The organism is Paenibacillus castaneae (genome assembly GCF_002884445.1).
Lineage (GTDB): Bacteria > Bacillota > Bacilli > Paenibacillales > Paenibacillaceae > Pristimantibacillus > Pristimantibacillus castaneae.
The window spans coordinates 4,707,005-4,721,085 of the sequence record NZ_KZ614144.1 but is presented as its reverse complement, the minus strand read 5'-3'; the positions used below and the strand labels follow the sequence as shown (position 1 = coordinate 4,721,085).

Annotated in this window: 11 protein-coding genes and 1 tRNA gene; 10 read left to right on the top strand and 2 right to left on the bottom strand. The window is 45.0% G+C overall.

Features of this window, described 5'->3' with window-relative positions; all coding sequences use genetic code 11:
* Positions 1 to 56: 56 nt before the first annotated feature.
* Both CEF13_RS21185 and CEF13_RS21180 read right to left on the bottom strand, forming a co-directional pair.
* Positions 57 to 566, bottom strand: coding sequence for a PH domain-containing protein (locus CEF13_RS21185; RefSeq protein WP_102716486.1), 510 nt, complete (start codon positions 564 to 566; stop codon positions 57 to 59).
* A 768-nt stretch (positions 567 to 1,334) separates the two neighbouring features.
* A tRNA-Arg gene (locus tag CEF13_RS21180) sits at positions 1,335 to 1,411 on the bottom strand.
* Positions 1,412 to 1,648: 237 nt separating this feature from the next.
* On the opposite strand from CEF13_RS21180, the gene CEF13_RS21175 reads away from it, so the two are divergent.
* The 10 genes from CEF13_RS21175 (at position 1,649) to CEF13_RS21130 (ending at position 13,786) form a co-directional block, all read left to right on the top strand.
* Positions 1,649 to 2,554 carry a hypothetical protein gene (locus CEF13_RS21175; protein ID WP_244917111.1) on the top strand — a complete coding sequence of 302 codons (906 nt, stop codon included), beginning with the start codon at positions 1,649 to 1,651 and terminating at the stop codon, positions 2,552 to 2,554.
* Positions 2,555 to 2,643: 89 nt separating this feature from the next.
* A complete protein-coding gene (tig, locus tag CEF13_RS21170) occupies positions 2,644 to 3,933 on the top strand; it encodes a trigger factor (protein ID WP_102713727.1) in 1,290 nt (429 codons plus the stop codon).
* Between the two features lie 249 nt (positions 3,934 to 4,182).
* Positions 4,183 to 4,776, top strand: coding sequence for an ATP-dependent Clp endopeptidase proteolytic subunit ClpP (gene clpP / locus CEF13_RS21165; RefSeq protein WP_102713725.1), 594 nt, complete (start codon positions 4,183 to 4,185; stop codon positions 4,774 to 4,776).
* Positions 4,777 to 4,792: 16 nt separating this feature from the next.
* On the top strand, positions 4,793 to 6,049 hold the full coding sequence (gene clpX, locus CEF13_RS21160; RefSeq protein ID WP_102713723.1) for an ATP-dependent protease ATP-binding subunit ClpX: 1,257 nt from the start codon (positions 4,793 to 4,795) through the stop codon (positions 6,047 to 6,049).
* Positions 6,050 to 6,156: 107 nt separating this feature from the next.
* Positions 6,157 to 7,266 carry a flavodoxin-dependent (E)-4-hydroxy-3-methylbut-2-enyl-diphosphate synthase gene (gene ispG / locus CEF13_RS21155; protein WP_102713721.1) on the top strand — a complete coding sequence of 370 codons (1,110 nt, stop codon included), beginning with the start codon at positions 6,157 to 6,159 and terminating at the stop codon, positions 7,264 to 7,266.
* 150 nt (positions 7,267 to 7,416) lie between these two features.
* Positions 7,417 to 9,120, top strand: coding sequence for an ATP-dependent protease LonB (gene lonB, locus CEF13_RS21150; protein WP_102713719.1), 1,704 nt, complete (start codon positions 7,417 to 7,419; stop codon positions 9,118 to 9,120).
* A 37-nt stretch (positions 9,121 to 9,157) separates the two neighbouring features.
* On the top strand, positions 9,158 to 11,500 hold the full coding sequence (gene lon / locus CEF13_RS21145; protein ID WP_102713717.1) for an endopeptidase La: 2,343 nt from the start codon (positions 9,158 to 9,160) through the stop codon (positions 11,498 to 11,500).
* 23 nt (positions 11,501 to 11,523) lie between these two features.
* Complete coding sequence (gene yihA, locus CEF13_RS21140) at positions 11,524 to 12,111, top strand: ribosome biogenesis GTP-binding protein YihA/YsxC (RefSeq protein ID WP_102713715.1); 588 nt, start codon at positions 11,524 to 11,526, stop codon at positions 12,109 to 12,111.
* Positions 12,112 to 12,362: 251 nt separating this feature from the next.
* Positions 12,363 to 12,953: a non-ribosomal peptide synthetase module gene (locus CEF13_RS21135; protein WP_102713713.1), complete on the top strand. Its 591-nt coding sequence runs from the start codon at positions 12,363 to 12,365 to the stop codon at positions 12,951 to 12,953.
* 164 nt (positions 12,954 to 13,117) lie between these two features.
* Positions 13,118 to 13,786: a DUF4309 domain-containing protein gene (locus CEF13_RS21130; RefSeq protein WP_102713711.1), complete on the top strand. Its 669-nt coding sequence runs from the start codon at positions 13,118 to 13,120 to the stop codon at positions 13,784 to 13,786.
* Positions 13,787 to 14,081: the final 295 nt, after the last annotated feature.

The following is a 14,081-nucleotide window of genomic DNA, read 5'->3' as shown; positions in this document are numbered from 1 at the left end:
CCCCCATATACGAAAGGAACGGTTAACTTTAAGTGAGCAGTAACGAAGTGGACAATTTACATATACTCACGATAGCTAAGGTTATGGGTTGCTTTTTCTTCTCTTACGGCGTTTCGAATAATATCCTTCACATTCTGAACATCTTTTACGTCATCGAGTACTAACACGGGGGTAGATTTATCATTTGATAGAATCGTTATTGATCCGACGCCTAACACTCGGTCAGATAAAGACTGTTGTACAGAAATGTCCTTGACAAGGATGAGTTCAATCTCTTCGGTCTTTTTACCGATCAAACCAGTACGGACAATGATCCGTTGATTAGTTACTTTATAATTCGTCGAGTTCACATGTGCTACTTCTTTCAATCGATCGGTCACGCCGCTAGGTTTGCCTTCCCATAAAGTAACTTCTGAATTCTGACCGGCGGCCGGCGTTGGAGCAGGCTTTGGCGCTGAATCAGCCGCGAGAGATTCTTCTTGATTCGTATTCATTTTTGTTCCGCAGTTACCGCAAAATTTATTGCCTTCTGAATTATTTGTACCGCAGTTCACACAAAAGGGCATCGAAGGATCTCCTTTAAATGATATTTTATAATTGCTTTATTGGGTAATATTCTACTATATTGGTCTCCATTTTCCTATTGATATACTGAAATTACTAATGGGGAAACGGTTAAAGTGTGGTTAATGAGTGTGTGCGTTTGCCGTTAGCGGACACAGGATCCCTTATATGCTGCCAATGTGCTTGTTCTGGAATGCTTGCGGACATCATGGCCGTTATTTGTGCAAAATACATGGAAAATACCCCCCGTAGAAGGATATAGCGGATCTCATGTCCGTAAACTTCTCCGAAACCTTTAAAACGTAGGAATAGCGGATCCTATGTCCATAGACAACGAGCAATGCTGCTAATGGTTAATGACAGATTCAAACTACATCTTAATCATTTATCTATTCATGATATGTCATTAAATAGTAAAAACCACCAAACCATTTCATTTGATTGTAGTTTTAGAGGTGTTTAGTAGTTATGAGATGGTTTCTGAATTATTGCTTAACCGATATACGGTGGGGAAGGGATAAAAGATGAAAATCTAAGGTATAATACTAAATTATTAAAACAGCAAATTATGATTGAGAGCATATAAGGTTTATTATCATAAGTTAACAGCAGCAGCACGTTTATGTCGTGTGTAAAAAATGTGTGAAAAAAACTCAAACCCTATCGCAATCTCAAATTTATCAATAAATTAGAAAAACCCGCAACTCCTTTGTTTCATAAAGGGATTACGGGTTTATATATATCATTAGAATGATTCTGTTTAATTGTTATGGCGTCCTGGGAGGGATTCGAACCCCCGACCGACGCCTTAGAAGGGCGTTGCTCTATCCAGCTGAGCTACCAGGACACAAGCAATAATGTAACACATAAGATTAATAATTTGCAAGAGAAATTTTAATTTTTTTTAAAAAATATAAAATTATCGTTCAAAATAGGGGTGACTGCTCCCTTGGTTTTTTCTTTTGCTTGTACATGGTATAATCGTACGCAAGATTGGATCAATGAATAAACGGAGCGACCATAAGGCGGTGTTATTATAACGACTCCCAATGACACACAAGATGACAACAAGGATAACGTTTATTTGTTCCCCAGCATGCTTGACCATTATCAGGTTCAGTTAACGCGCATGCTGGAAGCGGAGCAATACGGGGAGGCCAAGGAGTTGCTTCGCTTCCTGCTGCATTGTCAGGGCGAGGACGCACGTCATTATGAAGAATGGGATAGTCTTCTGACTTGGCTTGACATGGCTTTCCCCGAGGACGGAATCGGTGAGGCGGGTACTGGGTTCACCATTGCAAAGCAGGAGAAGGAAGAAGATGAGGCGACGTTTCGCGAGCAGCTTCTTAATCCTCCTGATCAAGATGAGGCTTATGTGAACCAGGTAGTCTACATCATGCAGAATCATCCGATGATTGATCAGCAAATCCTCGCTTTAGAACGTGCAGCATACATTCAATCAGCGGATTTGGATGATTCGATTAAGCACTGGCTGCTAACGGAGCAGGTTCACCCTGTCGTTCAGTTTAAAGCGCTCCAATGTCTTCGTAAGCGAGGCGCTGTTGGTACGTTGACGCTGGAGAGGCTTGGAGAAACCGTAGAGCTTGATCTAAGTGAAACTCCGCTGTCTATGGATGATTTTCCTCTGCAGGTAAATCGTATTGTAGAGCGAACGGAGCAAGTTGCGGAGGTTGATGATCCGACTTTACCGCATTTTGCCAGAGAGCTCTGGAAAGAAAGTTTGCAATTTTTGTATGGTACAACGGCCTATCATTGGATGCTGAGAGAAGACGAGGACACGGTCGACTATTTTGCCGCGGCGCTGCATTTAACGCTGCTGCTTACCGTTTACGGCTCAGCAAATGATGACGATATTCGTGATACATATGGCATTACCGAAGGGCTAAGATTTCGTTATGAGCAAGCTTGCAAGGCATTAAGACAGGTTGCACTATTGCAGCAAATAGGAGAAGATGGACCAGAGTCTTGATAATATCGCCCAGCTTGTTTATAATAGAATGGTTTATGATACGTGAAAAACTAGTGATGCATGAGCATTTTCGGAGGGGAAGGCATAAAATGAAAGCAACTTGGGAAAAAATAGACAAGAACATCGTGTCAATCGACGTGGAGGTAGAAGCGGAGAAAGTCGCTGTTGCTCTTGATCAAGCATTTAAGAAAGTCGTTCAGAAAGTAAATGTACCTGGATTCCGTAAAGGTAAAGTGCCGCGCGGCATGTTCGAATCCCGTTTTGGTATCGAAAGCCTTTATCAGGATGCAATTGATATTCTATTGCCAGATGCATATTCCGACGCAGTGAAAGAACATAATCTCGAGCCTGTTGATCGTCCTGAGATTGATGTTGAGCAATTCGCAAAAGGCGAATCTTTCAAATTCAAAGCAAAAGTAATCGTTAAGCCTGAAGTTACACTTGGCGACTACAAAGGATTGGAAGTTGAAGCGGTACAAACGGAAGTAACAGAAGAGGAAATTGCGGCTGAGCTTGAGCGTCTGCAACAACGTCATGCTGAGCTTTCGGTCATTGAAGAAGGTCCAGCTCAGAATGGCGATATTACGATTATCGATTTCGACGGCTATGTAGACGGAGAAGCTTTCGAAGGCGGAGCAGGCGAGCGTTATTCGCTGGAGCTTGGTTCCAATTCGTTCATTCCTGGCTTCGAAGAGCAAGTAGTTGGCATGCAAATCGGCGATTTCAAGGATGTTGAAGTGACATTCCCTGAAAGCTACCATGCAGAGCACCTAGCTGGCAAGCCTGCCGTATTCAAAGTGAAATTGCATGAAATTAAACGCAAATCGCTTCCAACTTTGGATGATGAGTTTGCTAAAGACGTAAGTGAGTTCGATACGCTTGAAGAATACAAGGCTGATCTTGTGAGCAAGCTTAAAGAACGCAAGGAAAAAGAAGGCGAAACAGCTCGTGATGGCGTTATTATCGAGAAAGCTGCTGCTGCAGCTGAAGTAGAAATTCCAGAGCCGATGATCGTTGCTGAAACAGACTACATGATCAAGGATTTCGAAAGCCGTCTCAAAATGCAAGGCATGAACATGGATTTATACTTCCAGTTCTCCGGCCAAAACGAAACGGTTCTTCGTGAGCAAATGCGTTCGGATGCTGAAAAACGCGTTCGCAACAACCTTGTGCTTGAAGCTATTGCCAAAGCAGAAGGAATCGAAATTACGGATGAAGATGTAGTTGCTGAGTTTGAAACTCTTTCCAAAGCTTATAACCGTCCTGCTGAAGAGCTTCGTGAAATCTTCGTTCAAAACGGCAATATGAACAGCTTGAAAGAAGATATTACTTTGCGTAAAACAATTAAATTTTTGGTGGAAAACAGCAAAACTGTTTAACATGAAGCCAAAAATGTTTAAAGTATCACATAACTTAAATTGAATAATGGCTTGACTCAGGATAAGGCACGTCGTTGATACGTGCCTTATTTTGACCCTACATATGAAATTGTGCACGCTTTGGAGGCTAATCTCCGTACATATCGAACGGCCGTCGTCGTATACTGTATTATGGAAAAATGACATCATTACGATGACGTGTTACAATAAGTAAGTAACAAAAGTCATAAACGAAAAGAGGTTGGTCGCATGAATCTAGTACCGGTTGTTGTCGAACAAACAAATCGTGGAGAACGTTCTTACGATATTTACTCTCGTTTGCTGAAGGACCGCATTATCTTCCTTGGGAGTGCAATTGATGATGATGTAGCAAATTCAATCATTGCACAGCTGCTGTTTCTGGCGGCCGACGATCCAGAGAAAGACATTCATCTGTACATTAACTCTCCCGGTGGCTCCGTAACAGCCGGAATGGGTATTTTTGATACGATGCAATATATTAAGCCTGAGGTGTCTACGATTTGTATGGGCATGGCTGCAAGCATGGGCTCGCTTCTGCTGACAGCTGGTGCCAAAGGCAAGCGCTTTGCGCTTCCAAACGCGGAAGTTATGATTCACCAGCCGCTTGGCGGCGTTCGTGGTCAAGCTTCTGATATCAAAATCCATGCGGACTGGATTTTGAAAACGAAACAAAAGCTAAATCAAATTTACGTAGATCGCACCGGACAGCCTTATGAAAAAATCGACCGCGATACCGACCGTGACAATTTCATGAGCGCGGAAGAGGCTCTTGCCTACGGTTTGATTGACAAGGTGATTACTGCACCGGTATCCACGATTTAATCAAAGGGGTGATTACATGTTTAAATTCAACGACGAAAAAGGCCAGTTGAAATGCTCGTTCTGCGGTAAATCGCAAGATCAAGTGCGTAAACTGGTTGCCGGTCCCGGCGTCTATATATGCGATGAGTGTATTGAGCTGTGTACGGAAATTGTTGAGGAAGAACTCGGCAATGAGGAAGAGCTTGATCTTAAGGACATTCCGAAGCCGAAAGATATCCGTGCCATACTGGACTCTTATGTCATCGGTCAGGAATTTGCCAAAAAATCTTTGTCTGTAGCAGTATACAACCATTACAAGCGTATTAATTCCGGCAGCAAGATTGAAGACGTTGAACTGCAAAAGAGTAATATTCTTCTGCTAGGACCAACGGGTTCAGGTAAAACCTTGCTCGCGCAAACGATGGCCAAAATTTTGAATGTTCCTTTTGCGATTGCAGATGCAACATCACTTACAGAAGCAGGATATGTAGGGGAAGACGTTGAGAACATCTTGCTTAAGCTCATTCAAGCTGCAGATTATGATGTAGAGAAAGCGGAACGCGGCATAATCTATATCGATGAGATTGATAAAGTAGCGCGCAAATCAGAGAACCCATCCATTACACGTGATGTTTCGGGTGAGGGTGTTCAGCAAGCGCTGCTTAAAATATTGGAAGGTACGGTTGCATCTGTTCCTCCTCAAGGTGGACGCAAGCATCCGCATCAAGAATTTATTCAAATCGATACGACGAATATTTTATTCATTTGCGGCGGCGCGTTCGACGGACTTGAATCACTGATCAAACGCCGTATCGGTAAGAAGGTTATCGGCTTTAGCTCTGCAGGTGAATTGCAGAAGGATCTGAAAGCTGGCGAATACTTAACAATGGTATTGCCGGAGGATCTGCTGAAATTCGGACTTATTCCTGAGTTTGTTGGACGTTTGCCGATCATTTCGACATTGGAGCCGCTTGATGAGCCAGCGCTCGTTCGGATTTTGTCTGAACCGAAGAATGCCCTCGTGAAGCAGTACCAGAAGCTGCTTGAAATGGACAATGTTAAGCTTGATTTTGAACCAGCGGCACTTGACGCTATTGCGAAGGAAGCGATTAAGCGCAATACGGGTGCTCGCGGCTTGCGTGCCATTATTGAAAGCATTATGCTCGAGGTTATGTACGAGGTGCCATCACGTGATGATCTAAGCACTTGCTTAATTACAGAGCAAACGGTACAAGAGAAAATTATGCCTGAGCTTACGGCTAAGAAGAGCAAGAAAAAGGAAGAGAGTGCGTAATCTTGCGTTAAATTACGCTTGACTACCGTCATTGTTTCCACCCTGCTGCGCGGTTTTTTAGCCGCAAGTTAAGGGTGGACTTTGACGTTCATGGGAGAGATTAGCTTATGTACTTGCGTCAAGATACGGTAGCGGTTAAAGTCGGCGATCTAACGATTGGCGGCAGTAACGAAGTTATTATTCAGAGCATGTGTACAACGAAAACAGCTGACGTGGATGCCACTGTTGCTGAAATATTACGCTTAGAAGAAGCCGGCTGCCAGATTGTGCGCGTTACCGTGAACAATAAGGAAGCGGCCGAAGCCATCAAAGAAATCAAGAAGCGCATTCATATTCCGCTTGTTGCGGACATTCATTTTGATTATCGACTGGCTTTGCTTGCTATTGAGAACGGTATCGATAAGGTTCGGATCAATCCGGGCAATATCGGACGCCGCGAGCGTGTCGAAGCCGTTGTGAAGGCTTGTAAGGAAAAAGGCATTCCGATTCGGATTGGCGTAAATGCAGGCTCGCTTGAAAACCATTTGCTTGAAAAGTACGGGTACCCGACACCAGAAGCAATGGTTGAGAGCGCCTTGTTCCATATCGGCATTTTGGAAGAGCTCGATTTCCACGATATTATTGTCTCTCTTAAAGCTTCAGACGTACCGATGGCCATTGCAGCTTATAGCATGGCTGCTAAAGTCATCAAATATCCGTTGCATTTAGGCATTACGGAAGCAGGTACGCTGCATACGGGCACAATTAAGAGCTCCGCAGGTATCGGGGCATTGCTGGCGCTTGGCATCGGCAATACGGTCCGCATCAGCCTTAGCGCTGATCCTGTAGAAGAGGTCAAGGTAGCTCGCGAGCTCCTGAAGACCTTTGGATTGATTACGAATGCAGCGACGCTTGTTTCGTGTCCAACCTGCGGACGATTGGATATTGACCTATTCTCTATTGCCAACGAGGTAGAGGATTACATTTCAAAAATCAAGGTTCCGATTAAGGTTTCTGTATTAGGCTGTGCCGTTAATGGACCTGGCGAGGCTCGTGAGGCTGATATTGGCATCGCAGGCGCTCGGGGCGAGGGCATGTTGTTCCGATATGGCGAACTGATTCGCAAAGTACCTGAAGCTGAGCTTCTTTCCGAGCTGAAGAAAGAAATTGACGAAATCGTTCGAGTATTTGAATTAACGGGAGAAATACCTGGTCGCAAGCATCATGCGCCAGCATAAAGCAAATACCCTTATCCACCATCCATGGATAAGGGTATTTTTGTAAAAAAGAATAACATTAGATGCGGTTATTACCAGTTCCTAGAGGCAATACTATCATATACGTATGCTAAATGACGGATAGTTTGCGCTTGAAAGGAGCGGTATATCATGAGTTTGAGTGTTTTCTTAATGTTGATTCAAGTGTTTTTTGCTGTTGTAATTGGCCTGTATTTCTGGAATTTGCTGCGCAATCAGAAGACGAACCGTTCTGCGGTTGATCGAGAATCGCGCAAAGAGATGGATAAGCTGCGTAAGCTGAGAAGCATATCGCTTACGAAACCGCTCTCCGAGAAGACTAGACCTCAAGCGATGGGGGATATCGTAGGACAACGCGATGGTCTGCGTGCGCTCAAGGCAGCGTTATGCAGTGCTAATCCGCAGCATGTCATTATATATGGTCCTCCGGGCGTAGGGAAGACAGCAGCAGCTCGCGTCGTTCTAGAGGAAGCAAAGAAAAACCCCTCATCACCATTTCTGCCGGAGGCAAAGTTTACAGAGATTGATGCGACCACTGCACGCTTTGACGAACGCGGCATAGCCGATCCATTAATCGGTTCTGTGCATGATCCGATCTATCAGGGTGCTGGAGCGATGGGAGTAGCTGGAATTCCACAGCCTAAGCCGGGCGCCGTTACGAAAGCGCATGGCGGCATATTGTTTATTGATGAGATTGGTGAATTGCATCCGATACAAATGAATAAATTGTTAAAGGTGCTCGAGGATCGTAAAGTATTTCTGGAGAGCGCCTATTACAATTCGGAGGATTCGAACATCCCCGTGTATATTCATGATATTTTTCAAAATGGTCTGCCTGCTGATTTCCGGCTTGTGGGCGCAACCACGCGATCACCGCAGGAGATACCGCCCGCAATACGCTCGCGCTGCATGGAGGTATTTTTCCGTCCACTGCTAGCTGATGAGATTGGATTGGTAGCAGAAAATGCTGTCAAAAAAATCGGATTTGCTCCTTGTCCTGAAGCGATAGATGTGGTGAAGCGCTATGCGACAAACGGCCGTGAAGCCGTTAATGTCATTCAGCTTGCAGCAGGTGTGGCACTTTCGGAGAAACGGGACAGCATTGCGGCAGGTGATATCGAATGGGTCGTTAACAGCAGTCAAATTCCGCCGCGGCCGGATCGTAAAATACCGGAAATGCCTCAAATCGGCTTTGTGAATGGTCTTGCCGTTTATGGTCCGAACATGGGAACGCTGCTTGAAATAGAAGTAAGTGCTATTCCTGCGGAAGCTGGGCGAGGTCAGTTTACGATAACAGGCGTTGTTGATGAAGAGGAGCTGGGCGGCGGTTCACGGACGCTCAGAAGAAAGAGCATGGCTAAGGGCTCAGTGGAAAATGTGCTTACAGTGCTTCGCCGAATCGGTCTTAATCCGCAGGATTTCGATCTGCACATTAATTTTCCGGGCGGTACGCCAATTGACGGTCCGTCAGCGGGAATAGCGATGGCAACGGCGATTACATCTGCCATTAAAGGAATACCGATCGATAATAAGCTGGCTATGACCGGCGAGGTTGGCATACATGGCAATGTGAAGCCGGTCGGAGGCGTATTAGCTAAAGTTGAAGCTGCATTTCAAGCAGGAGCAACGCAGGTTATTATTCCGAGAGAAAACTGGCAAGCTATATTCGCTGATCTGGAGGGGCTTAAGGTTATTCCTGTGGAGCATGTTGAAGAGGTATTCAGCTATGTGTTTCCGGGCGCAGATGTGGCTCCAAGCCGCTTGAATGCACCGCTTGGTGCAGATCTTTTTATCGCATCAAGCGTTCCGTATTTGCAGGCTGAATCTGTAGAATGATAAACTAGGGTAGACGTAAATATTTGGAGGTGCTGGTGTGGGACCTAGTAAAACGAAAGGTCGTCGGCTGCCCTTGCTTCCGCTAAGAGGGCTACTCGTTTATCCCAGCATGGTGCTTCACCTTGATGTGGGTAGGGACAAATCGGTTCGAGCGCTAGAACGCTCGATGGTCGAAGATCATATGATATTGCTTTGTTCACAGTCCGAAGTGAACATTGAGGAGCCGACGGTAGACGATATATATAAAGTCGGTACAATTGCGAAAGTGAGACAAATGCTGAAACTGCCGAACGGGACCATTCGAGTGTTAGTGGAGGGTGTCGTTCGAGCGGAAATTTTGAGTTATTTGCCAAATGATGAGTTTTATGAAGTAAATGTAAAAGAACTGCCTGAGCAGGATACGGATGATCCCGAAGTAGATGCGCTCATGCGAACAGTGCTTAATCAATTCGAGCATTATATTACATTATCGAAGAAGGTTACGCCTGAGACGCATGCTGCGGTTTCTGATATTGATGATCCAGGCAGGCTCGCCGACGTGATTACAAGCCATTTGTCGCTCAAAATCAAGGATAAGCAAGACATTCTTGAAACAGTTGATGCCCGGGAACGCTTAGAGAAGCTGCTCGATATTTTGAATAATGAGCGTGAAGTGCTGGAGCTTGAGCGTAAGATTACGCAGCGTGTGAAGAAGCAAATGGAGAAAACCCAAAAGGAATATTATTTGCGTGAGCAGATGAAGGCGATTCAGAAGGAGCTAGGCGAGAAGGAAGGCCGTGCCGGAGAAGTAGAGGAGCTGAGAAGCCAGCTTGCTGATTCGAACGTGCCTGAACAGGTGAAAGAGAAGATTGAGAAGGAAATCGATCGCCTGGAGAAAATGCCTTCAAGCTCCGCAGAAGGCGGCGTCATCCGCAATTATATTGATTGGCTGCTTTCATTGCCGTGGAACAAACAAACCGAAGATGATCTAAGCTTGAGCAAAGCAGAAGCCATTCTGGATGAGGATCATTACGGACTTGAGAAGCCTAAGGAACGGGTGCTTGAGTATTTAGCCGTTCAGCAGCTCGTCAAGAAGCTGAAGGGACCTATCCTATGCTTGGTTGGTCCGCCTGGGGTCGGTAAAACATCGCTTGCTCGTTCGATTGCGAAATCCCTTGGACGCAAGTTCGTTCGAGTATCGCTCGGCGGAGTACGAGATGAGGCTGAAATAAGAGGCCACCGCCGCACTTATGTAGGAGCTATGCCAGGAAGAATTATTCAGGGCATGAAGACGGCAGGCTCATCGAATCCAGTATTTTTGCTCGATGAAATAGACAAAATGGCAATGGATTTCCGCGGAGATCCAGCTTCGGCATTGCTAGAGGTGCTTGATCCGGAACAGAATAATACGTTTAGCGATCATTTTGTTGAATTGCCTTTCGATTTATCGAATGTCATGTTCGTAACGACTGCTAATACCATGCATAACATTCCCCGTCCTTTGCTTGATCGGATGGAGGTATTGTATATTCCTGGCTATACGGAGCTCGAAAAGCTGCAAATCGGCACTCGCTATTTGCTTCCGAAGCAGAAGAGGGAGCACGGTCTAACGGAGGAGCAGCTTCAAGTATCCGAAGAGGTGCTGCTTAAGCTTATACGGGAGTATACCCGTGAATCAGGTGTTCGTAATTTAGAGCAGCAGATTGCTGCAGTATGCCGTAAGGCAGCTAAGCACTTCGTCGCACAAGAGCAGCAGGAGGCTCCGGAACCGCTTGAGGTTCATGGCGAGCTGCTTAAAGAATGGCTTGGGCCTTCCAAATTCCGTTACGGTCTTGCGGAAAGCGAGAACCAGATTGGGGCCGTTACCGGCCTTGCGTGGACAGAGGTGGGCGGAGATACGCTCGTTATAGAGGTGACTGTCATGCCGGGAAGTGGTAAGCTTACACTAACGGGTAAGCTGGGCGACGTTATGAAGGAATCTGCACAAGCGGCTTTCAGCTATACACGGTCGAAAGCAGTTGCATTAGGCCTTGATCCTAGCTTTCATGAGAAGAACGATATTCATATTCATATCCCGGAAGGCGCCATTCCGAAGGATGGGCCATCCGCAGGCATCACAATGGCAACAGCACTTATTTCTGCTCTGACCAATCGTTATGTGAACAAGGAAGTAGCGATGACGGGTGAAATAACACTAAGAGGGCGTGTGCTGCCGATTGGCGGTTTGAAGGAAAAATCGTTAGCGGCGCATCGCGCAGGCATCAGGACGGTGCTGTTGCCGAAGGACAATGAACGGGATTTAAGTGATATCCCCGACAGCGTACGCAATGATATGCAATTTATTCCGGTTGGTCATATGGATGAAGTGCTTCAGTATGCGCTGCTTCCCGTTCAAACGTAGAAGAAGGCAGGTACATCGATTTTATGAAAATAACACAAGCAGAATTTGTCATCAGCGCTGTAAAGCCTCACCAATATCCAGAAGACGCCTTGCCAGAAATAGCTCTGGCAGGGCGTTCGAATGTCGGGAAATCATCGTTAATTAATAAAATGATTTTACGCAAAAACCTAGCTAGAACAAGCTCGCAGCCAGGCAAGACGCAGCAGCTTAATTATTATCGAGTGAATGATATCGTATACTTCGTTGATTTTCCGGGCTACGGCTATGCGAAAGTATCGAAGACGCAGCGCGAGCAGTTCGGCGAAATGATTGAGCGATATATTCGCGATCGTGAGCCTTTGAAGCTGCAGCTGCTCGTTATTGACATTCGGCATGAGCCTTCACAGCAGGATCAGCTCATGTATAAGTGGCTGAAGCATTATGAGATCCCGACCTGCATTGTAATGACGAAAGCGGATAAAATTCCGAGGTCCAAATGGGACAAACACATCAAGATGATTAAAACAACGCTTGAAGCCGATCCGCGTGATTCCATCGTATTATTCTCATCCGAAACCGGTATGGGCCGTGAAGAGCTTTGGTCTGTCATTTCGGAAGCGATTGCTACATAAGGTAGCAAGTGCTGTAAGTTCTTATATAAAGCAGAGGATACAGTGAAAAAGTCGGCTTTCCTCGTGAATTCCTCCGTTATTTTGTGGAATATGCGAGAATATCGGGAACGGACGACAGGAATAAAATGTTCAGATCACGTATAATATACTTAAGCAAAACGTAAAGAGATGTTTCTTTATTCGTTTCATCTCAACGTTTCGCGGTTATCTTAAACCTAAGCGTGCAAGTTCAAAGAATTGAGGAGATTTTTATGGCTAAGCGGCTAGCCACAGAGTATGTAAATGCCAAACTGCAATTGACGAATGAAGAGATGGCTGAGTTTATCCGACTAATTGAAGAGCAGCAATTGCGCCTTCAAGTATTAGTGCTAGACAATGGAAACCAGGAGCTCGTTCTCGAAGATGTAGCAGGGAGGGAAGAAGTCCGACTGACCTTTGAACGTCAACAAGCTTATTATGTATGTGAACTTTCTTGCCGTATTGTTGGGCCAAGGCTGACCAATGCAATGCGCAAAGCCGTTTCTGCTTTCCGAGGCAACGCGATCGTCAACCGAATTTACAGTCATTATACGATGATCTATCATTATAAGAACGGCTCCGTTCTGAAAATTGTTGAAAGCTCCAAAACAGGCGACCGTGTCGTATTTGAATTTAAGGATACGCTGGGCCAGCTGGAGCGTGTGTTCCGCAGTCGACTGATTGAACGAGAGATCGGTCTGATCAACAGTGCAGTTAACGAACTTCTTGACCTTCGCAACCAAGCGAGAACGGGTGAGGAAATTAGAATAATTGATGAGCGCTTAGCGAATTTAACACATAAACTGTTTGTTCTAGAAGCCTAAATGAAGAAATATTGTAATCGAGAAGCTGCTGCTGCGGCTTCTCTTTTTTTGTTCAATCTTTTTTATTACTGCAACATATTTAAGCTTTAAGAAGTTAATGACTAAGTAGTATATGTAGGAGCCTCAGAAGAGACATCTTAGAAAAAGAACAGGAGTGTTGCTCAATGAACCAAACCAAACGATTCAAACAATTTGCTGTAGGGATCTCTTTCGCCCTTTCCTTATCTTTAACAGCATGCAGCGGCAGTAATAATGATGCGGATATCACAGGAACCCCGCCTGTCATTACGGATGCGCCTGTGACAGAGCCTAGCGTAGAACCCTCAGCACAACCAACCGCAGCGCCTACTAACGAGCCTGCAACGAATACGGATGATAAGCAAACCGACAAGCCCTCTGATGTGGGATTAACGGTCGGTTCCCTATTTGAACTAGCTAAAGAAGGTAAGGTGCCAGATTGCAGTTATGCCGCATCTGTAGCGCTTTTTGATGAAATTGAGAAAAAATGGGGCAAGGCTGATACGAATGAGGCTGCCGGCAAAGGCATCTATGCCGAATATAAAAATAAAGGCATTACTTTTGGCTACAACAAAGGGATGAAGGTTTTTGATGTCAGATCGTATTCAAGCAAGCTTCACAAAATTACATTGAAGGATATTAAGTCTGCGCTTGGTAAAGCAGACGAAGAATCGGTTAACGGCAAGGATGACATCTATACGTACAAAGTTAACGATACGTATGAATTGAAATTTATCATTCCGCAATCGAGCGGCAAGGTCGATCACATTTCGGTATTCAGCCCTCAGGATGCAAAAAATAATATGGCAGGATAAGAGGATGGACTGTGACGGGATAAGCTTATTTGTCATACATTGAGAACGGGGCAGCAGCTGAAATGTCTGTAAAGTAAGCAAAAATAAAGAAAGAGGCTTATGTTTACTTATATTTCAAAAAAACTATTGCATTTATCTCGGATAGATGTTATTTTTATTCTCGTTGACATGATTCATGAAAACAATAATAGGAACCAGGATTCACTCAGGACATAGTTATGTTGCGAGAGATTTATCCCTCGAGAAGTGAATGACGTAGGTCCTAGCGGATGAAATTTTTCAAACATTTTATTCC